Genomic DNA, 26,479 nt, shown 5'->3' with positions numbered 1-26,479 from the left:
TCAAATTTACAAAAGTGAGATCAATTTCTAATGAACAAAATTTAGCGTACTTTTGCTTCAACATCAGGAAGCAAACCATGGACTCGTCAACAAACGCACAAAACACGGCAGTGTATGGAAATAAACAAAGGATACGTTTAGCCGTTTCGCTATTCTATTTCGGACAAGGGTTGGCTTTTGCCAGTTGGGCAAGCCGTATACCCGTGATTAAGTCAGCATTGCAGCTCACAGAAGCGCAATTAGGCACCGTTTTACTTGCATTGCCTATCGGTCAATTGATGACTATGCCTATTTCCGGAAAACTTGTCAGCAAATATGGAAGCCATCGCATTATGCCCATCGCGGCTTTCGTTTATTTGATTGTATTATGTGGGATTCCCTTAGCCGCTAACGCTTGGCAATTAGGTGGTATGCTCTTGCTTTTTGGGATCACTGGCAATATCTGTAATATCTCGGTCAACACGCAGGGCGTATTGGCTGAGCGTCTCTATAAGAGATCCATCATGTCTTCCTTCCATGGTGCGTGGAGCATAGCGGGGTTTACGGGCGCTGTCATTGGCTTGGTTTCCCTGAACATTGATTTATCCACGCAGACCCACTTCTATATGATCATGGGCTTAATGCTCATCAATATTTTACTAAACAAGGCTTATCTTGTACCGGATATTTCCAGTTCGTCAGAAAAAAAATCCTTTTCATTTAAACCCGATCGTGTGTTAATATCCTTGGGGGTAATTGGCTTTTGTAGCATGGCTACAGAAGGAGCGATGTTTGATTGGAGCGGTGTATATTTTCACGACATTGTGCAGGCGCCGGAAAAATGGACCACCGTCGGATATGCTTCATTTATGATTACGATGGCAATGGGTCGGTTTATCGGGGATGCTGTTATCAGCCGAATTGGTCGTAAACGGACGCTACAGATTAGCGGAATTCTCATGTTTACGGGCATGATGGGAGCGGTTCTTTTTCCACAATTTGTGTTATGTACCCTTGCCTTTATGCTCGTCGGATTAGGCGTTGCCTGCAACATCCCTTCTGTGTATTCCGTTGCCGGCAAACATAAAACTATTTCTTCGGGCGTGGCATTAGCAATGGTTTCTAGCGTCAGCTACTTAGGCTTCTTAATGGGCCCTCCACTTATTGGATATATTGCCGAATTATTTAGTTTACGGCATTCTTTCGGTGTATTCGCTTGCTTTGGCCTACTGATGTTTGTATTGACCAGTCGGTTAGCTGTGTTTAGCAGAAAGTAAATCGTTAGGGTTGAATAAGCGTAGTTGGAAACACAATAGTCTCAAAATCCTCTATAGGATGTTTAGATTCGATTTGTTGAATCAATAGCTCGGCGGCTTTTTCGCCCATTTCAAACGCAGGCTGGCGTACAGCGGTGATAGGGGGGGAGAAGAGATTCACGACTTTCGAATTGGTAAAGCCTGTTACTTCTATTTTCCGCAGGTCAGCCTCAGGACGCTCTTTCATAGCTTGCAAATATCCCATACTCAATTTATCTCCGGAGATGAAGATTGCATCGTATTCTTCTTGTAGAAGCTCCGTAACGGCCTGCTCTATTTCATCTTGGTGAAGCCCTCCGTATTCACAGTGCTTAACAAGCTCAGGGGCATACGGGAGTCCGTTCGCTTCGAGTCCCATTTTATAGCCTTCCAACCGTTCCCTCGTAATGGAGAGTTTCCTCGTTCCGGTAAGGTGCGCAATCTTTCGCTTACCTTTTCCGACAAGATACTGGATAGCATCGAATCCTCCTTGACGATTGTCTGCAATTACCTTATGGCATGCTGCAAGGTTAGGCACACGATCAAAAAACACGATCGGAAATCCCTTACCGATCAAATGTTCTAAATAGGATAGATCGGTCGTTTCGGCGGATAGCGCGATCAACAAACCATCTGTCGAACGGGAGTAAAGGTGTTCCACATTAAGTCGTTCCCGTGCAGAAGATTCGCGCATTTGAGAAATAACGACTTGATAGTTGTTGCTATAAGCCACCGACTCTATTCCATCGATTACCTGCGAGAAGAAATTATTCGCAATCTCTGTTACGATCACACCAATACTATAACTTTTTCTTTCTTTCAGGCTCCGTGCAATGGGGTTTGCCCGGTAATTTATTTTTTCCGCATACTCCAAGACCAGTTTTTTGGTTTCTGAGCTGATTTCATAACTGTCCCGTAAAGCTCTGGAAACAGTTGATGTGGAAAGGTTTAAGGCCTTTGCAATATCTTTTATCGTATAGTTCTCAAACGCCATAACAGGTAATTATGGCGTAATAATACCTAAAATAGCCGATATATTAAAATACCTTGCCGGTAGGTAATAAAGTTGTTATCCGGGAGAATAAAAAATGGGCAGATAAAAAATCTGCCCATGTTCTTGTTAAAAATATACTGCCTACTTAGAAGTATACCTATGTTATTCTTTAATTATTTCCATTTTTGGCACCAACGTTTTCATCACTGCCCAAGCGATTAGATAGGCTACCGCACAGAACGAGAAAACGATAAAATATCCTGCCTCTTCTCCTTGAAAGCCCATAAACACCATTTGTGTTTGTGCAGCATGATCAAATAGCTTTCCAGAACCAAAGTTGATAAATGTCGAACCCACTCCGCCGGCAAGACCACCGATCCCCGTAACCGTTGCAATTGCACTCCGAGGGAACATATCGCCTACCGTAGAGAAAATGTTAGCAGACCATGCCTGGTGGGCGGCTCCTGCAAAACCAATAAACAGGACGGGCACCCAGTAGGAAAGATGTCCGAGAGGCTGTGCAAACAATACCACCAGTGGTACAAAAGCAAACAATAACATGGCTTTCATGCGTCCGTCATACGGATTTAATCCTTTTTTTTCTACAAAATAGGTAGGTAGCCACCCGCCAATAATGGACAATAACGTTATCAGATATAGGACGAACAATGCCAATTGTCCTTCTGTATCGGACGATTTGATATCATAAACGGAGGAAAGATAAGCAGGCATCCAGAACAAGAAAAACCACCATACCCCGTCGGTCATAAATTTACCAAATGCAAAAGCCCACGTCTGTTTATATTTAAAGCAATCCGCGAACGACATTTTCTTCTTCTCCGCTGGGGCTACGCCCACGACATCCTCCGGCACGACATGGTCGCCGTCCTGCATGATATAATCCAGCTCGGCCTTATTAATTTTAGGGTGTTCATGCGGCTTTTTATACATAAAAATCCAAAAGCCCATCCATACAAAACCCAACGCACCAATAATAATAAAAGACATCTCCCAACCCCAATGAGCGGCAATCACCGGTATAGTAAGTGGTGCTGCTAATGCACCAATAGTCGCTCCTGCATTAAAAATACTGGTTGAAAGCGCCCTATCTTTTTTAGGAAAAAATTCTGCCGTAGCTTTAATCGCCGCCGGAAAGTTACCTGCTTCCCCTACAGCGAGCACAAAACGTGCAAAAATAAACAAAGTAACACTGACGCTGACCACTAGGCCAACATCATTGACCCGCGCAATTGCTTCCTTAGCCCCTTCAAACCCTACAAACCATTCTCCCGCAACAATTCCAGAGGTGGCAATACCACAAAAAGCATGTAGCACAGCACCTACCGACCAGATACCGATGGCCCATAAAAAACCTTTTTTGGTATCCAACCAGTCTACAAACCGCCCGGCAAATAACATACTTACAGCATAAAATATAGAGAATAATGCTGTAATCAATCCATAATCACTATTTGTCCAATGAAACTCTGGCGCAATAAAATCTTTCCATGTGAGCGACAGTACCTGTCTGTCCAAATAGTTAATAGTTGTTGCAAAAAATAGCAGCCCGCATATTGTCCATCTATAATTGCTTTTCTTTTCCATGTTCATTGGTATAGCTTTTTTTTTATTTTTCGTTTCTCGTAATTTGCTTTTCGTATTCGTGATCAATGACTCTCTATAAACTTATCCCTCACTTTCCGCTCTGGCCTGTGCGACAAGTTGTAATGCTTGTTGTGTCCTTTCTGCCAGACCATCCACCTGTTTAGGGTTGATCAATTTACTGCCCATTCCCACGGCACAAACACCGGCTTTAAACCAAGATTTTAAATTTTCTATCTCCAGATCTACCCCGCCAGTAGGTATAAACAACTGCCCTTTAAATAATTCCTTAATAGCAGACAAAAATCCTGGCCCCAATACATTTGCCGGAAAAAGTTTAATCAAAGCGGCTTTATTTTGTTGTGCTAACGCAATTTCGTTAGGGGTCATACAGCCCGGAATCCAAAGCAGGTCATGGCTGTGTGCCAAGTCTCCTACACTGGGCGTGACGATGGGTGCAACGATAAAATCTGCTCCTAGGCTGATAAATTTCTCCGCTTCACTCATCGTTTTGATTGTACCGATACCCAGTTGAAGCTCGGGCATCTCTTCATTTCGTGCATCTATGAGTGCTTTGAAAACCTTTTTCGCCTCTTCTCCGCGATTTGTAAACTCAAAAACGCGAATCCCCGAGGCATATAGTGTCTTTACGATATCAATACTTTCTTGCACATCGGTGTGGAAAAACAAAGGCAACATCCCCTGTTTCAAAATCGCATCTAAAACTTCTTTTTTCTTACTCATTATAAATAATAATTTTGTTCTGCTTTATAAGATCTTCCCTTCAATCTTTTCGTTGACCGGTTTAGGTGTCATTAGAATATTTTGGAAAGATAGCCATTTGAACGCAGAAAACCATAAAATGATTACTACAAGGATTTCGTTGACTACCTAACTTCCAGGAGCATGAGAAATTGATAGTCAACGAAATTCTCGGCTTGTGCCTAGAAATTAAAGTATTCTTTCGCGTTATGATAGCTGATGTCGCCTACAATTTTACCAATCCATTCGATATCATTCGGTAATTCTCCTTTTTCTACATCTTCTCCAAAGATATCACATACTAATCGTCTGAAATATTCGTGCCTTGGAAACGACAGGAAGCTACGAGAATCAGTCAACATCCCCACTAAGCGACTCAGTAACCCCATATTCGATAAAGCATTTAGCTGTTTGGTCATGCCATCTTTTTGATCGAGGAACCACCAAGCCGATCCAAACTGAATTTTTCCTTTGATAGATCCATCGTTAAAATTCCCGATCATTGTCGCGATCAACTCATTATCGGCCGGATTAAGGTTATATAAAATCGTTTTCGTCAATCTATCTTCGTTATCCAATCTATTGAGGAATTTGGAAAGTGCTCTCGCCTGGCTAAAGTCACCAATGGAATCCCAGCCGGTATCCGGCCCATTTACACGTAGCATACGTGCGTTGTTATTACGCAGAGCCCCTAAATGATACTGTTGAACCCAACCTTTTTCGTGATCCCATTCGGCAAACTGCACCAACATAGCTGATTTGAATTTCAGATTTTCGCTATATGTTAATGTTTGATTTGCTCTTATTTTTTCGAAAATAGCCCCGATTTCCTGGTCTGTATAATCTTCGGCATAAATCTGTTCCAATCCGTGATCGGATACGGAACAACCGTTTTCAGCAAAGAAATCATGTCTCGCTTTCAATGCGTCTAAATAAGCTGAAAAACTTCCTATAGACGTGTTTGTTACCGCCTCTACTTGATCAATATAAGCATTCAATGCGGTCACATCATCGCTGTTCATAGCTTTGTCTGGACGAAATGCCGGAAGCATCTTGAAGCTCTCCTGTTCTTGTGCAAACTGTTGATGAAAATTCAAGGAATCTATGGGATCATCCGTCGTACACACGACCTCCACATTCATCATTTTCAATAATCCCCGTACGGAATAGCCCGGCGTTGCCAATTTAGCAGCTGTTTCCTCATAAATCTTTTCCGCTGTTCTAGGAGATAGCAAATCCTTGATGCCGAAATACCGCTGAAGCTCTAGGTGCGTCCAGTGATACAAGGGATTACGCAACGTATATGGAACTGTCTCCGCCCATTTCAAAAACTTATCTTTGTCAGAGGCATCTCCTGTAATATATTTTTCGTCCACACCGTTAGCACGCATAGCACGCCATTTATAATGGTCACCATTTAACCATACTTGACTGATGTTTTCAAATTGTGTATCGTTCACAATTTGTTCTGGTATCAAGTGGTTATGGTAATCAATAATCGGCAAACTCTTTGAAAATTGATGATATAACGTTTCTGCCGTTTTGCTATTTAATAAAAAATTGTCGTCTAAAAATGTTTTCATGATCATGATAGTTTTATAGACTAACCCCTCTTTTCCAAGGGATAAAGTCGTCTTGATTTAATTGAACTGCTTTTGGTATAATCTCGCCACTGGCTGCTTTGATACAATATTCGAGAATATCTTCTCCCATTTGCTCAATAGTCTTATCTCCGTCAATGATGGAGCCGGTGTTGATATCAATTATATCTCCCATCCGTTGCGCCAACGCATTGTTGGTTGCTACCTTAATAACGGGACAAATAGGATTACCAGTCGGCGTACCTAATCCGGTTGTAAACAAAATTAACGTTGCACCCGAAGCCGTTTTTCCAGTGGTTGCTTCTACATCGTTGCCAGGCGTACACACGAGATTTAGACCGGGCTTTGTGGCTTCCTCCGTATAGTCTAGTACGTCAACGACAGGAGATGTCCCGCCTTTTTTTGCTGCTCCCGTGCTCTTTATCGCATCTGTAATCAAACCGTCCCGAATATTTCCGGGTGATGGATTCATGTGAAACCCAGAACCCACATTTTCTGCTGCCTGGCTGTATGCCCCCATCAATTTAATAAATTTATGCGCTGCTTCAGGCGCTATCGTTCTGTCGATTAAATTTTGTTCGGCGCCACACAATTCCGGGAACTCTGCCAACAACACCTTACCGCCCAATGCGACCAGCAAGTCAGACGTATACCCAACAGCAGGATTGGCCGATATTCCACTAAAGCCATCGCTGCCACCACATTTCACGCCTAAGGTCAATTTGCTCAACGGGGCAGGTTGCCGTTCCAGCTTATTAATTTCGATAAGCCCTGTAAACGTCTTTTGTATAGCTTCTTTAATAAGCTGTTCTTCGCTTTTCGACTGCTGTTGCTCAAAAACATGAATCGGCTTTTTAAAATTTGGATTTCGCTCTTTAATATCCGTCAATAAATCGCTCAATTGCAGATTCTGACAACCGAGACTTAATACCGTGACACCTGCTACATTGGGATGGTCAGCATAAGCGGCCAATAGTTTCCCTAAAACGGCCGCATCCTGCCGAATACCGCCACATCCTCCCTGATGATTTAAGAATTTAATACCATCTACATTCTTAAATACTCGATTCTTCGAATGAGAGGCAACGCTTAACTGCTCAGGTGATAATGTATTGATGTCCTGTCCGGCTTCATACGCGGCCAACAGTTCATGGGTGAAAGCACGGTATTTTCCGGTCACGGAATATCCTAGTTCGTTGTGAAGCGCTTCCTTAATAACATCCAGGTTTCTATTTTCACAGAATACCGTTGGCACAAACAACCAATAATTGGCCGTGCCTACTCTACCATCCTCCCGCACATAGCCATTAAAGGTTCTCCCGGAGAATCGGGAAACGTCCGGAGCCTCCCAAGAGTACGCATAAGGTCTAAAGGTGTAAGGATCTGCCGCATGCTTGGTGTTATCGGTATTCATGATTCCACCCTGTGGCACTGTATATTGTGTTTTCCCTACCAATACCCCATACATGTATATCTCATCCCCTTGCTGCATTTCCTGCATAAAAAACTTATGCTTTGCCGGCACATCTTCCTGTAAGGTATAAACAACACCATTAAATTCAATTTGCTCCCCTTTTGACAGATTCTGCAATGCCACCAACACATTATCCTTAGGATGGATTCTTAATATTCTACTTGCCATTCTGCATTTAAGTTTTCAATTGTTTTTAATACGCCATTTGCGTTTATTTCATCCAAATATTGCTTCACTGCCTGTTCAAACTCGGGATACGTCGTCAAATCTTTTCCCCATAAGCTATCATCGTGCAATACATTATGTACGACCGTCTGCGGGTTCTTCCAATAGTCGAATAGCACAGGCGCGAATTCATCTTGCAAAGCGATCTCTTGTCCATCTATTTCCTGCACATATTGCCCGTTTTGCACTTTCGTATTCATAAATTTGATATAGGCAGCGAAACCTAATGCCATATGTAGCGGGGGAACTAAGTTCTTTTTATACCATTTCTCCAACAACGCAATGTTTCGCATATTCATTTTGGAGGTGTAGTTTAAGGCTATACTTTCCCACCGATGTTCTAAGAATGGGTTGCTAAACCGATCAATTACACGGTTGGAAAAATCTTCGGCGTCTTGTATTTCAATATGCTGATCTACGATAGCTTTACTGATTTCATTTTTCATTAGACCCTTGACAAAAGCATTGAAGGAGTCGTTTTGCATGGCTTCCTTCACCGTGATAAAACCACTCCATAAAGCAGCCGCACAACTCAATGTATGTGTTCCATTAAGCAAACGTAATTTGATTTCCTTAAATTTATCAATAGATGGAACAAGCACAACACTGCTGTCCACTTCCGCAAAAGAAAGGATTTGTTTTACCCGCTGCGAACCGGTTTCGATAGCCCATAAACGGAATGGCTCTGCCATAATCATCAGTTGATCTTGGTATCCTAACTCCTGTTCTGTCTGTTGTTGTTCTTCTTTTGGTAAACGGCCAGGTACAATACGATCTACCAAGGTGTTACAAAAGTCGTTCGCTTCGTCCAACCATGCCAAAAAATCTTTTTCCAAGTTATTTTGAGCTGCCAGACTGTGTAAGATTTTCTTCAGTTTTGTCGCGTTATCAGAAATCAATTCTGTCGGTAATATAACCAGCCCTTTTGTGGTATCACCCTTGAAGTGGCGATAGCGCTCATAGAGGAAGGCCAACAATTTTCCCGGAAACGACGCGGGAGGGTTGTCTGTTATCTTATCGTTACTCAACACGATCCCTACTTCGGTCGTATTCGAGAATACGATCTGCATTTCAGGATTGTGCGCGGCCTCCAAAATCGTCTCCCAATCTTTCGAAGCAGACAGTACCCGCGAAATCGCATTATTGATGCTGTACCTCACCACTTCCTGTCCTTCTTCTATTCCTTTTATGCATAAGGTATATAACCCTTGCTGCTCTGCAAATTCATCTGTTCCCGATGACGAAGTCGATTTAACGACTAAAACACGACCATTAAATACACCCGCTTTATTTGCTTTATCCACAAAATAATCGGGTAACCCTCTCAACAACACACCTGTGCCAAACTGTAATACGCGTTCCGGCAATTCAAAGGAGCTACCTTGTGGTAACTCAACCTTGCTTACATCTATTTTTTCTATATTCTCTCTTGAAAGTAACATGTTTTTACTTTTTTATCACTTTATTTTCCTTCCACTTGGGATATTCTTTTTCCAACAATTTGATGGGCCAGTTGCCAAACCAAGCATACCCATTTTTTCGTTCATCCGATATTTCCGAAAAATCGTAGGTCACGCTATTATCCCGATCGCCAAATAGGGGCTTATTATTTGCGATATCATAAAACCTCGACCATATGACAGAAGTACTATCGGGTACGAGGTCACGAACGGTTTTCCCCGTTTTCGGATGTTTTGTCTTGTCAAACCGATATCCTTCCAGATCGTGTACTTCGAACCACTGGACAGCTGCTTCTATCGCCCTCTCTATCGCTGGCGTTACAGGCTGTTTCATCAAAAAACGTACAATATTGACCGATTCTGATGTACTTAACGAAACAGGCTCAAACGCTCTTGCCTGTTCGGGTTGAAGCGTTTTTTCATTATATTGTGCCGCCCAAATGGTCAAGGAATCACCCTGTATAATCTGTGTTTTCAATATGCAGTCTATGCCTCTCGTTACCGCATCCACCGCACGTTCTTTTAATCGATCGTCCGCTAGCGCGGCAAAACCCGCTGTTTCTTTCGCTAGGTTATCCAATACCGTCAACACGTTGATCATCGCATTATCGTTGTACGTGATTTGGGCCCGATATAGGGATTTATTGGGATAGTATTGCGGAAAACCCCCGTTTTCATATTGTGCTTCCAACAGGTATTCTATTCCTCGGCGAGCCGCATTTAGATAATCCGTATGCTGTGTTTTAGTATAGGCCTCGATCAAGATATTAATTTCTCGCGTTGTTGCACCATTGTCTATGGTGGCGTGTTTTTCGTCTGTCGCTTTGATTTTCTGAAGCAATTCTTTTGTTAACGGCAAAGCATAGTTAACCGCTTTTTTATCCACCAATTGTTTTCCCCATGCACCATTCGGGAGCTGGTAAACGAGCACCTTCTCTGCTAAGCTATCCTTTTCTTGCGCGAAAGCCAAAAAAGATAATCCGAACAAACAACAAAACAATATGGAAAATCTAGTACATTTCATTTTTTCCTTATTTAGCTTTTCTCAGTAACCACTGTACCAGTTCGTGTGCCGCATCAAAGTTCTGGTATTCCACAGGTAGTTTACGCCCGTCTACATATTCGTTATACAGCCACGGATCGCCAATAGCGAACACAGTTCCTTTACCATATTTTGCGGTCGCGATGATAATATCCCCTTGCTCCTGCACAAGCGGTTTCGCTGGTTTTACCGCATTTATCGTAGAGATTTCTTTCACATAAATCTTTTGGGTCTTTTTGAATATTCCTGTTTTGGAAGGGATAACGACCGCGCCGTCCGCATAATTGCTTCCTTTCACCATATTGCGGTTATCCTCGTTAAACGTAATCCCAAATTTCTGCGACAGCGTATTAAATTTTGCTATTTCACAATTTCCCGCATCATTTGCCAATAAAACTAACACGCCTCCTCCAAGAACCCACTTCGCAATTTCATTCGCCTCGGCCTCATTCATAAAATGAGGGCTTGTCGTTTCCTTTTCCGTATCCGGATCTACAATAATATAGACATTACTATTCGCTAATTTCTGTTGTGTCGGCGCTTCCCGCAATGTGTTCAAAACCCCTCCATACTGTTCAAAGATACGGCCCAACAAAAAGAAGCCATTGTTATCCTGACCGTCCCAAAGGTAATGATAAGGTTTCAGTTGACCGTCCGGTGCTTTCTTGTACTCGTTATTATAATAGTTATCTAACGTAACATGAACTGTCCTTTGGCTTTTTGCCGACTGCGCAAACTCCACTTCCGAGGCGGCCAAAATAAATGGCCCCACCCCTTTGGGATCATTTGGTTTCACGGGTTCACTCATATAATATTCAAAACTACCATCGCGATAGTTTTTCGATCCTCCCAATCCAGAAACCGTAACCACATGGTTGATATTCACGCGATCTGGTCCACCTGACGTGATAAATTGTTTTACCAATCCCGCATACCCTTTATCAATGTGCTTTTGAAAATCCTTCTTCGGCACATATCCTTTTCGCACCGCTTTCGCCATAGCATATACAAACATGCTAGATGCCGAAGCTTCGACATAATTCCCCTCACGCGTACCTAAATCCACAATATCATACCATACAGATGTCTTCGGATCTTGATACTTCGCGACAGCCGTTAATGTCCGGTGTAGGATTTGCACCAACTTTTCCCTTCCTGGATGTTCCATTGGAAAATAATCCAGTACATCGACTAAAGCCATGGCGTACCATCCCATACCACGTGCCCAAAAATGTTTAGAAAGGCCTGTTTCCGGATTTGCCCATCTTTCGTTACGAGATTCATCCCAACCGTGGTATAACAATCCGCTCTTTTCGTCACGTGCATGATTCTCCATATAGGTGAACTGGTTCACGACATCATCGTATATACTGTCAATACCCATCAAATCGGCAAATTCCGTATAGAAAGGTTGAGCCATATACAAGCCATCTAGCCACATTTGATAAGGATATACTTTCTTATGCCAAAATCCTCCTTGCTTGGTCCGGGGATGCGTCAAAAGCTGATTATAGACTTTTTCGCTAGCCTTTAGATATTTCGCTTTTCCAGTGACCTTATACAGAAACAACAACGACCGTCCGTTTTTGACGTGATCTATATTATACTCTTCTGGTCTGTAATTACGGATATCGCCGTCTTCGGTTACAAACTGATCCATCCATCCCTGCACATAATCAAAATAGGTTTTATCACCCGTATTCCGCCATACTTCTACCATCCCTTCCAATACCACACCCATATCATACGTCCACTGTGGGCCTTTCTCTTTGTTTGTAAAGCGGGTATCTTTATATAGCGAATCCATCGCCGTAATGGCCATTTTTTCAGATAGTGCTTTTTCTTGTCCAAAACTAACCTGCGCAAACAATAATAAGCACAGCATAATATGTATACCTTTCTTCATGTTATTATTTTTTTGTTCCCCTACTTTATCACCAACGCTTCTTCTGACGCACCGTTGGTAAACTCACTTATTGTTTTGCCCTCTTCTACCTTGGCGCCTGTGAGTACAATATTTTGGGTCGACTTGCCCGAGACGCGAACCAAGAGATCTATATCGCCTACCGGTTTCAAATCTGTGAACACAATATTTTTACTATTATCTACATGAACAAGCGGATTTGCTTCGGTTACGTTGAGTGTCAGGTCTTTCAAGGCAATTCCCGACGCTTCTATAAGCTCTACGCCTTTTTTTGCCGTTATATTGGCTTGCTCAATCACTATATTTTTAATAGCCATCTCCGGCAACCCACGGAAGAAAATTCCTTTTTCTGCACCGTTTACATTAATATTGCGCATAACAAAATTCTGGAATTGGGGTGTTTCCGCTGTTACGGCAGGGATTTCTACCACGGCATCCCCTTGCTCACCCGCCGTCGGAAGGGGACCTTTCATACCATAATACATATCAAATAATATCGCCTCTCCGGGAATACCCACCATATTAATATTATTTATAAATATGTTTTCCACCACGCCGCCACGACCTCGTGTGGTTTTAAAACGTAGGCCAATATCGGTGCCTATGAATGAACAATCTTCCACCCAAATGTTTCTAGCGCCGCCACTCATCTCACTTCCTATTACAAATCCTCCATGTCCGTGGTATACGATATTATTGCGAATAATAACATTTTCTGTAGGCATTCCTCTATCACGCCCTGCTTGATCACGTCCAGATTTAATGCATATGGCATCATCGCCCACATCAAACGTACTATTTTCGACCAATACATTTTTACAAGATTCGATATCTAAACCATCTCCATTTTGTCCGTACCAAGGGTTTCTCACCGTTAGGTTTCTTACTGTCAAGTCTTCGCACATCAACGGATGAATATTCCATGCCGGTGAATTTTGAATGGTTACGCCTTCCAGTAAAATACGTTTACAAGCGGTAAACACCAATAAATTCGGACGCAGGAAATCCTTTACATCCATGAAATCAGCAGCTGTCTGTCCAGCATGGCCTTTACCCGTATTTTTGGTTGTGGCACCGTGCAGCGAACTTTCGGAAGGATACCAAATCTTACCCCCTTCATCCACCACACCGCCCGATGCAACGAGTTTTTTCCATTGTGCGTCTGTCATTTTATCCCGTTTCACCATGCGCCAAGCTCCTCCATTTCCATCAATGACACCAGCCCCGGTAATCGCTATATTTTCCAAATTTTTCCCCGAAATAGGATTTTGATTTCGCCAAGCGGGTTCTCCCTCCCAATTTGATTCTACCAGTTCGTACGCCCCAAAATCATCGGTAAACAATACAACAGCATCCCGCTGAACATGCAGGTTTACATTGCTCTTCATTTCGATGGGACCGGTCAACCAAAGACCACCAGGTATTAATACAACACCTCCGCCTTTTTCACTAATGGTGGTAATCGCCTTATTAATAGGCTCGGTGTTTATAAATTGTCCATCCCCCTTTGCGCCAAAATCGATAATTTGCAAGGTATCTTTTGGAAAACTCACCTGCTGAACGATAGGATGTACAGGCTCTTGGGCTTTTAATGTACAGACACCTCCCCACCCAAGCAGTATGGTTGTATATATTATGTTGATATATTGTTTCTTTTGCATCATTTTACCTCTTATGTGTTTAAATTTTGGTTGCTTCTCTTAGACAAGTCTACATCGTTTGTGTAGAAAAAGAAAGAAAAAACTATGCAATCGTTACCGGAGAACCGGGTGTTTCTTTATTATCGATTCGGCATCCCAATCACCGAAAACAGCTGACATAGATAGCTTTTTCGCCTCTCCGTCCGTTAGCTGCCGAGACCATTTGACACGATTTTGTGACAAAGCTCCTTCCCCTTTATTTTTATATTCCGCATAAAAAGCGGTGTGTTCATTGCTTTCCTTGCCCCAGTTATGCCATCCCTCCGGAACGATAAAAGCGGGCAAGGAGCAATACATAAAAACCACCTTCGCATACGGCCTCCATGGGCGACCTAAATAAAAATGTTGTACGTCTTCGGACCCGGTAATAATACAGTTGTTGAATATATAGCCATATGCAGATGTTTCGGGAGTTGAAGCTGCGGTAATATAACCTGCTTTTTTACAATATAGCTCACATGCCTCAAACCAAGCGGTGGACGATCCAAAAATAAAATCGACTGTTCCTTCAATATAACAGTTGACATATAGTTGCCGCGCCCCTTTACCATAGGTATACAAGGTATCTTGAAAACCCAAAAAACGGCAGTTAATAAACGTTGCTTTATCCGCACCTATCCATATCGCCACTGCCTGCCCTACTGGACCAGCACTATTTTCAAACGTGATGTTCTCCGCGATAAAGCCGTCTCCAATACAATAAAAACTAGATGAGCCCGATGTTCCGATTTCTTCACCAAAAACATTTTTCTTTTGGGCAAAATCATCATATGTCAGAATCGTATTAAACTTGTCCTCACCAATTAGTTTTATATACTGCTTAGGCGCTGCCAACACAATTTTTTCTCTATACACACCCTTTTTTACAAAAATTGTAGTCACGTTTTTCCGAAAAGAGGGAACGGCATCAATCGCTTCTTGTACAGTTCCAAAGTCACCACTACCATCTTTCGCCACCACGAAATCATAAGAAGTAGCCCAAACGGAATGGACACCAAACAAAATCAAAATAATGAACAGGCTTATCTTCATACAAATACTCCCTCTTAACTGGTTGATGTTAAATGTAGGTATTAATAATCAGTTTAACAGCGAGTTAGCCTAAAATTAAAAACGCAAACGTTATCGGTAACGTTTGCGAAAGAAATATGCCTGCTCTCTAGGTGAAAAACCTAATTAAATTCGATGATCGTCTTAATACCCGATAGCAAAGGTTTGCTAGGATCACTGAACAGTTCCGCAGCATTTGTGAAGTTTACCCGTCTGGTAATAAACTGGGCGGCATCTAATGATTTATCCTGCAGGTGCTGCATGACATACTCAAAGTCATTCGCCAAAGCGTTTCGGCTACTCATCAATGTTCCTTCCCGCTTATGAAACTCCGGGTGGCTAAAATGTATCTCTTCTTTTTGCAGTCCGACAAGAACATAACGCGCGCCATGAGCCATATACTGAAAAGCGTTGTTGATAGCAGCGGTATTGCCGGTTGCATCAAACAGGAGTGTAGGCATATCTCCATTCGTGATATTCGCTAACTGCGCATGGACATCTGCATCTAGCGCGGAAATCGTATAAGAAGCACCTAACGCCTTCGCATAAGCGAGACGAATATCATCTACATCTAGTGCTATCACCTTTCCACCGGCAATATTTGCCAGTGCAATAATTCCCAAACCGATTGGACCTGCGCCAATCACAAGCACAAATTCTTCCGGGATAACCCCTCCACGCTGTATACCATGTGCCCCGATGGACAGCGGCTCTACAAGTACCAAATCATCATAATCCAATCCTTCTTCCTTACGCAAAGCATGCGACGGTACGACGACGTACTCTGCCATCGCACCGTCAATATGAACGCCCAATACACGCATATCATTCGTACAATTGGGCTTTCCCATCCGAGAAGCAATGTCTTTACCTTCCGTGAAATAAGGAATCACGGTGACTTTATCGCCCGGCACAAATCCCGCTGCGTCTCCCTCGACATAATCTGCAGCAACTTCATGACCCAACACGCGTGGATAAGAAAAAAAAGGTTGTCGACCTGCAAACGCATGGATATCCGTTCCACAAATCCCAATTTTCCGGATACGCAATAAGGATTCTCCTTTTCCCGGAGTGGGAATATCTACGTCTTCATACGCAAATCTGCCCGGTTCCACGCAAACTAATTTCTTCATTTTATTATCTTTTCTTTTTTAAATCATTGACTAAAGGTATACCTTGTCGTTTCATTTCTTGAACGACGAGATTGGCAATGGTTTCGGCCCCATGTTCGTTCAGATGCGTGTTATCAACCGCACCTTTTGGGTAGTTGGGGTATCCTTCCGGAAGATGCAGAAATAAGCTTACTGACCTTTCCTCTCCCAGTTTCGATAGCACACCAGAGGTTTCCGTCGTGAGGTCAATAAGCGGCACATCTAAGCTGTCAGCCACTTGCCTTACCGCATCCGGGTATTCGCCATGTGTATCCACCAGCTTTCCGCCCTCAAATGCACGACGCGCAATAGGTGTTAACAAAATCGGTTGTCCCTTTTTTGAACGTGTCTCCGTTACGAAAAAAGAAAGATTTGTTTTATACTCCTCTATCGTCGTTCCCACACCTGGCTTATGCACTTTTTCGTCGTTATGTCCAAATTGAATAAAAACATAGTCCCCCGGCTGAATGCCTTCGTATACTTCTTTCCAAATGCCTTCATTTATACAGGACTTTGTGCTTCTGCCATTTCTCGCTCTATTTTGAACTTCTGCTTGCGTCTTAAATTTTGTCGCAAACGCCACTCCCCAACCTGTCTCTGGGAATTTGTCAGGCGCTTTGATAGCCATCGTCGAATCGCCGATCATCCATACGTTCTTTTTCCTAGGCTGTATTATAAAGCTGCACAGTATCCCCAACACAAGCACGCCACTTAATGACCATAAAATATTCTTTTTACACATATTTATTGGGTTTATGATGTAATATACCTTTCCTTTGGCATGTCAATTTCCACATTTTTTCAGAATTAACCATAAAATTAAACGCAATCGTTGCCGGCAACGATTGCACATTTACTTGTTGTTATCTTTCCTAGAAATGTGTATCCTTGTGATTACCAATACGTAAATCAAACACACAACAATGAATAAATTTTCTATACTTTCACTTGCTTTTGTGCTATCATCCGGCTCCGCAGTTTTTGCACAGCGTCCTTATGTTTCATCCGTATGGGTTGCTGATTTGGGCAACGGACAGTACCAAAATCCCATTTTACATGCCGATTATTCCGATCCAGATGCGATACGTGTAGGCGATGATTTCTACATGACTGCCTCCAGCTTCAATCACGCGCCAGGGCTTCCTGTATTACACTCGAAAGATTTAGTAAACTGGAAAATCGTCTCACACGCTTTGCCTAGACAAATACCGGAGGATGTATTCAACACCGTCCAACATGGAAATGGTGTTTGGGCCCCTTCTATTCGTTACCACGAAGGAGAATTCTATATTTATTGGGGAGATCCTGATTTCGGTATCTATATGGTCAAGACGAAAGACCCCGCCAAAGACTGGTCAGAGCCCGTTCTCGTATTTGAGGGTAAAGGACTGATCGACCCCTGTCCTTTTTGGGATGAGGATGGCAACAATTATTTATCTTTCGCCTATGCCGGGAGTCGTGCAGGGCTGAAGAGTGTAGTTGCTATTGCGCGACTCAATGCAACCGGTAGCAAGGTGCTAGATCGAGGTGTTATCGTATACGACGGACACGAAGATGACCCTACTATTGAGGGGACTAAAATGCATAAACATAATGATTATTACTATCTGTTTGCCCCGGCCGGTGGTGTTGCTACCGGATGGCAGCTCGTTTTACGTTCCAAAAACATATATGGTCCCTACGAGCGACATGTTGCCATGCATCAGGGAAGCGCAGCCACCAATGGCCCACATCAAGGGGCCTGGATAGATACTCAAACAGGGGAGGACTGGTTCATACATTTCCAGGACAAAGATGCCTATGGTCGTATCGTCCATCTGCAACCGATGAAATGGGTAAACGACTGGCCTGTTATCGGTATCGAGAAGGATGTCAAGGGCACGGGCGAACCGGTCTTGACATATAAAAAGCCGAATGTAGGAAAAACCTACCCTATAGAGACCCCTGCTGAATCGGATGAGTTCGATACGCCACTACTGGGTAAACAATGGCAATGGCAAGCTAACCCTGATGGTACCTGGCTTATGCCGAGCAAGCATGGACATTTGACCTTGTATACACAGCAGGTCCCCGAAACTTACAAAAACCTGTTAGACATCCCCAATGTGTTGACGCAGAAGTTTCCGGCGGAAGAATTTATGGCAACCACCAAAATGCGGCTTATCGGTAACGAAAAAGTAGAGAACGAACGTGCAGGGTTTGCAGTAGTTGGAGAAGACTACAGCCAACTTTACATTAAACAGGGGAAAGGCAAACAGACGTTACATTATGCCAGCTGTAAAAAAGGATTAACCACGGGCACCGAAACAGTGACGGATATTACCGATCTACGCGAAGGAGACTATATATACCTCCGCGTAAAGGTAAACAAAGGTGCCATCTGTCAGTGGTATTATAGCTTGGACGGCAAAAAATATATAGCAGTAGGAGAGGCATTTACGGCACAGCCCGGTAAATGGATTGGTGCTACATTGGGCTTGTATGCTATACGGGATAACAAAATCAACGATAGCGGTTATGCCGAGTTTGATTGGTTTCGGGTAGAACCACTAAAATAAAATCATATACTATAAAATATGAACATGCGCAGCATATTATTAACATTGTTTGTCTCCTTTATCGCAATAGCGGGTAGGGGACAAACCATTGATAATCGATTTGAGCTAACCGTCGCCCAAGACGGCTCAGGTGATTTTACGACAATACAGGCAGCCGTTAACCAGGTGAGAGATCATGCCGAAAAACGCGTGATCATCCATATCAAGGCGGGTATATATAACGAAAAAGTCGTTATTCCTTCGTTTAAACGTAACATCACCCTGAAGGGTGAAGGGGCAGCGAAAACGATTATTCAATTTGATGATTATTCGGGCAAGCCATTTCGCGGAATTGACGTCACGGGAGATTCCAAATACAGCACGTATACCTCCTATACGGTACTCGTCGATGCCAACGACTGCACGCTAGCGGATTTAACGATCGCTAATACCGCTGGAAGGGTGGGACAGGCCGTAGCCTTACATACAGAAGGAGATCGTCTGGTGGTGCGCAATTGTCATATTTTAGGAAACCAAGACACCCTTTATTTAGCGAAGGCGGGTACACGTAACTTTTTTGAAAATTGCTTTATCAGCGGTACGACCGATTTTATCTTCGGTGCGGCGACGGTGTATTTCCTACATTGTCACATCGAAAGTTTGTCAAATTCATATATCACGGCCGCATCCACAACAGCTGAAGACCGCTATGGTTTTGTATTTGAATCCTGCCAATTGACGGCCAAGGACAAACAGGTAAATAAGGTTTATCTCGGCCGGCCATGGCGCCCATTTGCCAAAACAGTCTTCCTGAATTCGGAAATGGATGTACACATTACACCTGAGGGATGGCATCCATGGCCGGGCGACAAAAACTTTCCCGATAAAGAGAAAACGGCCTTTTATGCCGAATACGGTAGTCGTGGATCAGGGGCAAAGGATCTGTCTAAAAGAGTAGCTTGGTCGCATAAGTTAAAGAAATCAGATCTAAAAAAATATAGTCAGGAAAAAGTTCTAAACGGATGGAATCCATTGTAAATACTTATGAACAAATATAATCTAGCGATAGTTACATTGGTATTAGGTATCATACTTACTTCTTTCTCTTACCAAAAGGTAACAACCATCTACCTCATAGGCGATTCGACTGTCGCTAACTATGCATTGGAAGACGATTACGACAACAAGCGCTATCCGTTAGTGGGATGGGGACAGGTTTTTCAACCTTTCTTTGTCACAGATAGTTTAAAACTCGTGGAACATCTTCTTGGCAAAGTAGAACATGTGAAAATCGATGATCGCGCCAAAGGCGGACGTAGCACCCGAACTTTTTTTCAAGAGGGGCGTTGGTCTGCCATCTACAAGACACTCCAAAAAGGTGATGTTGTCATGATGCAGTTTGGCCATAACGATGGGGCTGAAAACTATCCCGAGCGCTATGTAAACATCGATGGTTATAAAGAGTTTCTTCGCTTGTTTATTAATCAGACGCGTGAGCGCGGAGCACTTCCGATTTTGCTTACGCCCGTAGCACGGAATTATCCTTGGAAAGAAGGTAAATTACACAATGTGCACGGTGCGTATCCCCAAGCCGTGAAGGACGTTGCTATAGAAATGGATGTCAAGTTGATTGATCTAAACGAACTTTCCATGACACATTTCTCCGCGAAGGGACAAGATTATGTCACCAAAAATTATTTTATGAATTTCCCGGCCGGACAGTTTCGGGCCTATCCTGATGGACAGCAGGATAATACCCATTTCCAAGTAGCAGGAGGTAAAGCTATTGCTCAATTGGTTTTTGACGCCATGAAAGGATTATAGTTATGCAACCGATTGTTACAAATTGCGCAAACATAACGCGGATGACAACGTTGCCGGCAACGTTTGCGTAACTTTTTTGAAACATTCACTTTGTGTTAGTTTACGAAATACCCTATCATTGTAGTAACATAATTCATAAACCGCATACACTTTCTAGGAGAGCGTAGTGTTTCAAATGAAGTGATAATCCAACGAATAAACGATTTTAATAGGTATCATTTTAAAAAAGCAAATTTAAACTAGTCGAGCGTCTGGGATAGGTTTCAAATGAATCGATTTGGTTTTCTTCGAAAAACTAAACAACCGGTTGCAACACCATTCTCTTGTCCTTGAATGCCGACTAAAGCAAGCACTGTAAAATTAAATAAACCCTATATTATTATGAAAAAAACAAATTTAATGCGAAGAAAGGGCTTCCTCTTTATCCTAATTCCGCTTCTGTTGCTGTGCGGAAGGAGTCTGGCGCAGACAGCAACCCAGAGCGGAAACGTCATAGACCAAGCAGGTGCACCGATTCGTGGTGCCAGTGTAAAGATAAAAGGAACAACCACAGAAACCGCTACGGATAGCAACGGTGATTTTACATTATCGGGTGTATCAACGGGAAATGTAATTGTCGTAAGTTATACAGGGTATAGCCCGCAAGAAATTATAGCAGATCAACATACAACCCTTTCTATCACCCTGACAGAAGATGACGTAGCCCTAGATGAAGTGGTCGTGATCGGTTATCAAACTGTTCGACGTCGCGATCTGACCGGGTCTGTGGCCTCAGTCGGCGGAAAAGATCTCGCAACTGCTCCGGTGATTAATGTCGCGCAAGCATTACAGGGGAAAATGCCCGGCGTTAATGTCATGTCACAAGATGGTCGTCCTAACGGCGATGTTTCCATCCGCATACGTGGAGGAGGTTCGATATCGCAAAGCAACGAACCCCTGATTCTCATCGACGGAATACCTGGTAATATTTCGGACATTCCCAGCGATATGGTAGAGAATGTCGATGTGTTAAAAGACGCTTCGGCTACGGCTATCTATGGTGCACGTGGCGCCAATGGGGTTGTGCTGGTCACGACCAAAAGGGCAAAAGAAGGCAGAAGCTCGGTAACCTATACTGGATATAGCAAATTCAATAGACCTGCCGGCTATATGGAGGCCCTAAACCCCTATGATTATCTCGCTTTTAAATGGGCCATGTTAGATGCCTACGAAGACATTGATTATGTGACGCCATTTACCCAGTTATTTGCCCTTGGCGAAAACAGAGGTAACAACACCGCCGGTATAGACGCTTATAAAGATGTATCGGCCTATAACCTACAAAAAGAACTCTATAATAGTTCCTTTTCACATAACCACGATTTGTCCATTGCCGGCGGAAATGATAGGACAAAAATATTGTTTGCTGCAAGCTATATGGACGATCAGGGGATGAAATTGATGTCTTATGCCAAACGTGCCTCCGCCTTCTTTAAGATTGAACAGAAACTAAGCAATAATTTAAAATTCAATCTCGACCTACGTTACACCGATAGAAAGTCTTTGGGAAGCGAAGGTACTACGAGTGGTGCAGGCTCTATCCTATCGTCGGCCTACCGCTTCCGTCCAATCGCCATTGCAGATATTAAAGGAGATCTGTCCTACCTCACCCATTCTAGCTTAGGTGAAGAAAATACCGTGATGTATGATGTAACCAATGGGGTAAACAGAACCTTGGATAACGATAACTCGACTTTGGATCAATCCTTACTCGGCACGACAAACCTTAACTGGAACATCCTGAAGAACTTAGCCTTCCGCACCGAACTGACTCTGTCCCGTTCGTACAGGACTAACAAAAACTGGGAAGGACCTACCATCGATCCGAATTACTACATTGCTACCGGCACGATGGAGACAATCGATCAGCTTGTATATGCGGGTAATGCAGACCTCAGAAAAAGTGATTCGTGGGGATTACGATGGACAAATACCTTGAACTACGACATCCTGCAAAATGAGACGCATCGACTGAACATTCTGGCGGGACAAGAAGTTTCCGACGCCGGCGGAAATAATATGCGCATCGACGCTATGCGGTTTCCGGCAAACTTTACGAAAGACAATGCTTTCGCTATGATCAACCAATATGATACCAGTGTTTCTACCAACCTAATCGTTTCAAGTGGCGTTACGACCCCATCTCGGATTCTTTCCTATTTCGCCCGGAGTAATTACGCCTTGTTAGATCGCTATATGTTCACCGTAACGATGCGTGCGGATGGTTCATCAAACTTCTCGCCAGAGCATCGCTGGGGTTACTTCCCTGCCGTGGCAGCGGCCTGGCGCCTTTCAAACGAGTCATTTTTGAAAAATCAAACCTGGATAGACGATCTGAAGTTACGCGCTTCCTACGGAGAAGTGGGTAACGATGCGGTGGATCCGAACCAATGGTCACAGCTTTGGGAAGCAGAAAGCGATGCGCGTTACCAACAGGCCTTGGGCAACGTCATCCAACCGGCTTACGATTTGGCATCGGCACAGTTAGCTAACCGCAATTTAAAATGGGAAACCACTGTTACGCGCAACCTTGGTCTTGATTTCACGTTATGGAACAACAGAATCTGGGGTACGTTGGAAGTTTACAAGAACAGTACCCGAGACTTGCTGATGTTGACCGATATCCCTTCCATCACTGGCTTCAATACAAGCTACGCTAACGTAGGTAGAACCAGTAATAAAGGGGTTGAATTCTCGTTATCAGGAACCCTATTCAAGAATGACGATTGGAACATCACGGCAGGCGGTAACATTAATTTCAACAAAAACAGGATAGAAGAACTCGCAGAAGGTGTACAAAGTGCTTACGGAACCAATTTCTTACAATCGGGTATTCCAGGTAATGATTACATCTTGCAAGAAGGTAAACCGGTGGGTATCGTCATGGGCTATCAAACCGCCGGTAGAGGGTACTACGAAACCAGCGATTTCCACTACGATGCTGCTACGCAAATGTATACCCTTAAAGACGGTATTGCAGATCTTACCTCCGCATTCGTTGCTCATCACAAAGGTGTCGTACCCGACGGGCAACAGGCCTATCCCGGTATGCCTAAATTCGTAGATACCGACGGAGATGGTGTAATCGATACCAAAGACTATGTAGAAATAGGAAACATGACCCCTAAGCACACCGGAGGGATTAGCCTCACCGCTAATTATAAAAACGTTGACCTAGGAGCCTATTTCAACTGGAGCTATGGGAACCAGATTTACAATGCGAACAAATTGGCGACCCTTTACAACGGTAATAAGGGAGGCGGGTTATACGGCAACAAACTGGATATCGTGAATGATGGTTATAAAATCTACGATATCGACGCCAGTGGAAACCTCCAACGGATAACAGATCCAAACGCATTGGATGCGCTAAACCAGAACGCTACACTTCCGCTTACGTACTTACACCAGGGTTATGTGAGTGATATTGGTATAGAGGATGGTTCTTACCTCCGCTTGAACACGTTGACACTTGGCTACAGCATGGAGAAATCTTTAATGAACAAGATCGGATTAAGCAATTTACGTATTTATGGTACTATCTATAATGTGGCAACATTGACTGGATACTCGGGAATCGATCCGGAAGTGAATGCTAACCCCAATATCAATAATTCCCGCTATCCAACACCGGGTTTTGATTGGGGAACTTATCCACGTCCACGTCAATTTGTGATCGGATTAAGTGCTACATTTTAAGCAAGATGATTGATTAGAAAATTAAACAAAAGAACCATGAAAAGAACAGCTTTATATATATGCTTGGCGATAACATCCTCGATGTTCCTCCAATGTAAAGACTACCTAGATGTCACCAACCCAGGGCAGAGCGACAACGAGTTTGTCATGTCAAGCCCCGAGGAAGCAGCCAAAACCTTATCTTGGGCTTACGGAGAATACCGAACTAACGTAGCCGCGGGAGGAAATTACAATTGGCAGGATCCGTTAGGCTCCGATGCCGAATACATGAGTGAATATCCCACCGGAAATAATGTGATTGCACGACTACAGCCCGAAGCCTCGGCCGTAAACAATGCTGCCACACAATACAACAGTCTAAATATTATATTGGCCCGTGCTTCCCGGATCGCGCAGGTTATCCAGGACAAAGGCGTAGTGGAGACTACCGAGACCAATGAGTGGACCCAACTCTATGGTGAGGCGAAAACCATGTGGGCCCTCTGTGGTTGGGAATTAGTACGTCATTTTGGAGATGTACCTTTTGGCTACGAAAACCAATACGTACAAGACTACGAGCTGAAATCTCGCTTTGCCATTATGGATACCCTTATCGCCGAACTGAAGTTGGTAGAAGGTTCTATGTATAAAGTAGGTGAGGGTGGTGTTACGGCAGAACGCCTTAACCGCTCCTATGCCAACGCGCTTATTGGAGAAATCGCCCTACATGCTGGTGGTTGGCAGACCATCCGTACAGATGTACCGGGATTATATGGGGATGTACAGTTTGACTATAGAGGTACTGACGACGGTACTTGTGTGTACGCCCGACGAAAAGATTATATGGATTATATCCGGATGGCAGAACAATATCTTAACCTCGCCGTCAATACGCATAATGGAACAACACGATTGATCACTTCGGACGATAGATCGGTCAACAATCCATTTCAGATGCATTGGCAGCATATCAACTCCAGACGATCCAGCCCCGAATCGCTATACGAAGTTGCTTGTTCTCCGGGCTTTGGTGGAGAGCATCCGTACTCGCAAGGGCGTCCAGGATCTAATAATGGAGCTGTTTCGGTGTTAAATACATTTGCCGCTATCCGTATTGTGCCTTCTTTCTTTTACAACGGTTACGAGGATGGCGACAAACGTCGCGATGTCAGTATGGTCGTAACCGGCAGTGATGCTGCGACTGGCCGGGAAGCATTAATGCCGCTCGGAGCGGGTACACGTATTGGTGGCGGTGGTCCGGCGATCAACAAATGGGATCAAAACCGCGGCGACAACCCATTGATTCCAAACAATGCCTTCCGCAGTTCCGGAATGAATTACACGGTCATGCGCATGGCAGATGCGATGTTGATGTTGGCGGAAGCGAAAGCTATCCTTGGAACAGACGATGCCGGTGCGGTGAATCTAGTGAACCAGATACGCAGTAGGGCTTTCGGTAATTCAAACCATCCTATTGCTTCCCTATCGGGCGAAACACTCTTGGACGCCATTTATGAAGAACGGCGATTGGAACTATTAGGCGAAGGCGATGTCCGTTGGGATATGATACGCTCCGGAAAGTTCAATGAGCGAGCTGTTAAAGTTCGCCAGGAAATGGAAAACATGATGACTGGATTGGCTAGTAACGGCTACTATACCTTTGCAAGCGGTCGGACGATTTCCAATTATATATGGACGAAACATGTTCAGTTAAATCCGGGCAGTTCGGCAGCCGAGGTAACACAGGAAAGTACCAATCCAAACGATCCGGCACGTTTCCCCGGCTGGCGAGGAATCTACAATTGGAATGCCGCCGTGCATGCCAGTGTCGCCGCTAAAAACCTAGCCATAAAAGGACTATATAATTACATTGATCCGAATGGAGCCGAGGCTGCTGCCTTAGAGGCAGATGGTTACGTAAGAACAAACTGGGGAATTACAATATCTGCGGGTACGAATCCGGCGATGTACCGAGCCGCCATTCTAGATGGCGTAGTGGGTAGAGAAAACTTAGCGCCTCGCTACTTCCATCCTATGCCATTGACCGTAATTGATCAATCGAAAGGCAAGGTAAGAAACGGTTACGGGTTGCCTAACAATTAATTTATCAGCTAATTGCGTACGCTTTGCATCATATTACTT

At 43.6% G+C, this 26,479-nt stretch carries 18 protein-coding genes; 6 read left to right on the top strand and 12 right to left on the bottom strand.

Features of this window, described 5'->3' with window-relative positions; translation table 11 throughout:
* Positions 1 to 77 precede the first annotated feature (77 nt).
* Positions 78 to 1,256, top strand: coding sequence for an MFS transporter (locus EWE74_RS14980; RefSeq protein ID WP_130142316.1), 1,179 nt, complete (start codon positions 78 to 80; stop codon positions 1,254 to 1,256).
* Positions 1,257 to 1,260: 4 nt separating this feature from the next.
* On the opposite strand, the gene EWE74_RS14975 is transcribed toward EWE74_RS14980, so the two are convergent.
* The 12 genes from EWE74_RS14975 to EWE74_RS14920 form a co-directional block, all read right to left on the bottom strand.
* On the bottom strand, positions 1,261 to 2,268 hold the full coding sequence (locus EWE74_RS14975) for a LacI family DNA-binding transcriptional regulator (RefSeq protein WP_130142315.1): 1,008 nt from the start codon (positions 2,266 to 2,268) through the stop codon (positions 1,261 to 1,263).
* Between the two features lie 162 nt (positions 2,269 to 2,430).
* Positions 2,431 to 3,879 carry an MFS transporter gene (locus EWE74_RS14970; RefSeq protein WP_130142314.1) on the bottom strand — a complete coding sequence of 483 codons (1,449 nt, stop codon included), beginning with the start codon at positions 3,877 to 3,879 and terminating at the stop codon, positions 2,431 to 2,433.
* A 75-nt stretch (positions 3,880 to 3,954) separates the two neighbouring features.
* Complete coding sequence (locus EWE74_RS14965; protein WP_130142313.1) at positions 3,955 to 4,614, bottom strand: bifunctional 4-hydroxy-2-oxoglutarate aldolase/2-dehydro-3-deoxy-phosphogluconate aldolase; 660 nt, start codon at positions 4,612 to 4,614, stop codon at positions 3,955 to 3,957.
* A 200-nt stretch (positions 4,615 to 4,814) separates the two neighbouring features.
* Positions 4,815 to 6,215: a glucuronate isomerase gene (gene uxaC, locus EWE74_RS14960; RefSeq protein ID WP_130142312.1), complete on the bottom strand. Its 1,401-nt coding sequence runs from the start codon at positions 6,213 to 6,215 to the stop codon at positions 4,815 to 4,817.
* 13 nt (positions 6,216 to 6,228) lie between these two features.
* Complete coding sequence (locus EWE74_RS14955; RefSeq protein ID WP_130142311.1) at positions 6,229 to 7,875, bottom strand: UxaA family hydrolase; 1,647 nt, start codon at positions 7,873 to 7,875, stop codon at positions 6,229 to 6,231.
* On the bottom strand, positions 7,857 to 9,374 hold the full coding sequence (locus EWE74_RS14950) for a tagaturonate reductase (protein ID WP_130142310.1): 1,518 nt from the start codon (positions 9,372 to 9,374) through the stop codon (positions 7,857 to 7,859). Before EWE74_RS14950 ends, EWE74_RS14955 begins: the two co-directional genes overlap by 19 nt.
* A gap of 4 nt (positions 9,375 to 9,378) precedes the next feature.
* Positions 9,379 to 10,416, bottom strand: coding sequence for a pectate lyase (gene pelA, locus EWE74_RS14945; RefSeq protein WP_130142309.1), 1,038 nt, complete (start codon positions 10,414 to 10,416; stop codon positions 9,379 to 9,381).
* Between the two features lie 7 nt (positions 10,417 to 10,423).
* Positions 10,424 to 12,340 carry a glycoside hydrolase family 88/105 protein gene (locus EWE74_RS14940; RefSeq protein ID WP_130142308.1) on the bottom strand — a complete coding sequence of 639 codons (1,917 nt, stop codon included), beginning with the start codon at positions 12,338 to 12,340 and terminating at the stop codon, positions 10,424 to 10,426.
* Between the two features lie 20 nt (positions 12,341 to 12,360).
* Entirely contained in the window at positions 12,361 to 14,022 is a 1,662-nt protein-coding gene (locus EWE74_RS14935; protein ID WP_130142307.1) for a glycoside hydrolase family 28 protein, read from the bottom strand.
* A gap of 90 nt (positions 14,023 to 14,112) precedes the next feature.
* Positions 14,113 to 15,090, bottom strand: coding sequence for a pectinesterase family protein (locus tag EWE74_RS14930; RefSeq protein ID WP_130142306.1), 978 nt, complete (start codon positions 15,088 to 15,090; stop codon positions 14,113 to 14,115).
* Between the two features lie 140 nt (positions 15,091 to 15,230).
* A complete protein-coding gene (locus EWE74_RS14925) occupies positions 15,231 to 16,241 on the bottom strand; it encodes a zinc-binding alcohol dehydrogenase family protein (RefSeq protein WP_130142305.1) in 1,011 nt (336 codons plus the stop codon).
* 4 nt (positions 16,242 to 16,245) lie between these two features.
* Positions 16,246 to 17,001, bottom strand: coding sequence for a rhamnogalacturonan acetylesterase (locus tag EWE74_RS14920; protein WP_130142304.1), 756 nt, complete (start codon positions 16,999 to 17,001; stop codon positions 16,246 to 16,248).
* A 181-nt stretch (positions 17,002 to 17,182) separates the two neighbouring features.
* On the opposite strand from EWE74_RS14920, the gene EWE74_RS14915 reads away from it, so the two are divergent.
* The 5 genes from EWE74_RS14915 (at position 17,183) to EWE74_RS14895 (ending at position 26,440) form a co-directional block, all read left to right on the top strand.
* On the top strand, positions 17,183 to 18,817 hold the full coding sequence (locus EWE74_RS14915) for a glycoside hydrolase family 43 protein (RefSeq protein ID WP_130142303.1): 1,635 nt from the start codon (positions 17,183 to 17,185) through the stop codon (positions 18,815 to 18,817).
* Between the two features lie 24 nt (positions 18,818 to 18,841).
* Positions 18,842 to 19,834, top strand: coding sequence for a pectinesterase family protein (locus EWE74_RS14910; protein ID WP_239018672.1), 993 nt, complete (start codon positions 18,842 to 18,844; stop codon positions 19,832 to 19,834).
* A 6-nt stretch (positions 19,835 to 19,840) separates the two neighbouring features.
* Entirely contained in the window at positions 19,841 to 20,620 is a 780-nt protein-coding gene (locus EWE74_RS14905) for a rhamnogalacturonan acetylesterase (RefSeq protein WP_130142301.1), read from the top strand.
* Positions 20,621 to 21,001: 381 nt separating this feature from the next.
* Positions 21,002 to 24,358: a SusC/RagA family TonB-linked outer membrane protein gene (locus EWE74_RS14900; protein WP_206365243.1), complete on the top strand. Its 3,357-nt coding sequence runs from the start codon at positions 21,002 to 21,004 to the stop codon at positions 24,356 to 24,358.
* A 36-nt stretch (positions 24,359 to 24,394) separates the two neighbouring features.
* On the top strand, positions 24,395 to 26,440 hold the full coding sequence (locus EWE74_RS14895) for a RagB/SusD family nutrient uptake outer membrane protein (RefSeq protein ID WP_130142300.1): 2,046 nt from the start codon (positions 24,395 to 24,397) through the stop codon (positions 26,438 to 26,440).
* The last annotated feature ends 39 nt before the right edge of the window (positions 26,441 to 26,479 follow it).

Origin of the sequence: Sphingobacterium corticibacterium, assembly GCF_004208525.1 — a bacterium.
GTDB lineage: Bacteria > Bacteroidota > Bacteroidia > Sphingobacteriales > Sphingobacteriaceae > Sphingobacterium > Sphingobacterium corticibacterium.
This window is presented reverse-complemented; position numbering and strand designations above follow the sequence as displayed.

What these genes read in the sequence shown, in the direction of transcription:
- EWE74_RS14980 (WP_130142316.1), top strand. Translation starts at nt 78, where the DNA reads ATGGACTCGTCAACAAACGCACAAAACACGGCAGTGTATGGAAATAAA.
- EWE74_RS14975 (WP_130142315.1), bottom strand. Translation starts at nt 2,268, where the DNA reads ATGGCGTTTGAGAACTATACGATAAAAGATATTGCAAAGGCCTTAAAC.
- EWE74_RS14970 (WP_130142314.1), bottom strand. Translation starts at nt 3,879, where the DNA reads ATGAACATGGAAAAGAAAAGCAATTATAGATGGACAATATGCGGGCTG.
- EWE74_RS14965 (WP_130142313.1), bottom strand. Translation starts at nt 4,614, where the DNA reads ATGAGTAAGAAAAAAGAAGTTTTAGATGCGATTTTGAAACAGGGGATG.
- uxaC (WP_130142312.1), bottom strand. Translation starts at nt 6,215, where the DNA reads ATGAAAACATTTTTAGACGACAATTTTTTATTAAATAGCAAAACGGCA.
- EWE74_RS14955 (WP_130142311.1), bottom strand. Translation starts at nt 7,875, where the DNA reads ATGGCAAGTAGAATATTAAGAATCCATCCTAAGGATAATGTGTTGGTG.
- EWE74_RS14950 (WP_130142310.1), bottom strand. Translation starts at nt 9,374, where the DNA reads ATGTTACTTTCAAGAGAGAATATAGAAAAAATAGATGTAAGCAAGGTT.
- pelA (WP_130142309.1), bottom strand. Translation starts at nt 10,416, where the DNA reads ATGAAATGTACTAGATTTTCCATATTGTTTTGTTGTTTGTTCGGATTA.
- EWE74_RS14940 (WP_130142308.1), bottom strand. Translation starts at nt 12,340, where the DNA reads ATGAAGAAAGGTATACATATTATGCTGTGCTTATTATTGTTTGCGCAG.
- EWE74_RS14935 (WP_130142307.1), bottom strand. Translation starts at nt 14,022, where the DNA reads ATGATGCAAAAGAAACAATATATCAACATAATATATACAACCATACTG.
- EWE74_RS14930 (WP_130142306.1), bottom strand. Translation starts at nt 15,090, where the DNA reads ATGAAGATAAGCCTGTTCATTATTTTGATTTTGTTTGGTGTCCATTCC.
- EWE74_RS14925 (WP_130142305.1), bottom strand. Translation starts at nt 16,241, where the DNA reads ATGAAGAAATTAGTTTGCGTGGAACCGGGCAGATTTGCGTATGAAGAC.
- EWE74_RS14920 (WP_130142304.1), bottom strand. Translation starts at nt 17,001, where the DNA reads ATGTGTAAAAAGAATATTTTATGGTCATTAAGTGGCGTGCTTGTGTTG.
- EWE74_RS14915 (WP_130142303.1), top strand. Translation starts at nt 17,183, where the DNA reads ATGAATAAATTTTCTATACTTTCACTTGCTTTTGTGCTATCATCCGGC.
- EWE74_RS14910 (WP_239018672.1), top strand. Translation starts at nt 18,842, where the DNA reads ATGCGCAGCATATTATTAACATTGTTTGTCTCCTTTATCGCAATAGCG.
- EWE74_RS14905 (WP_130142301.1), top strand. Translation starts at nt 19,841, where the DNA reads ATGAACAAATATAATCTAGCGATAGTTACATTGGTATTAGGTATCATA.
- EWE74_RS14900 (WP_206365243.1), top strand. Translation starts at nt 21,002, where the DNA reads ATGAAAAAAACAAATTTAATGCGAAGAAAGGGCTTCCTCTTTATCCTA.
- EWE74_RS14895 (WP_130142300.1), top strand. Translation starts at nt 24,395, where the DNA reads ATGAAAAGAACAGCTTTATATATATGCTTGGCGATAACATCCTCGATG.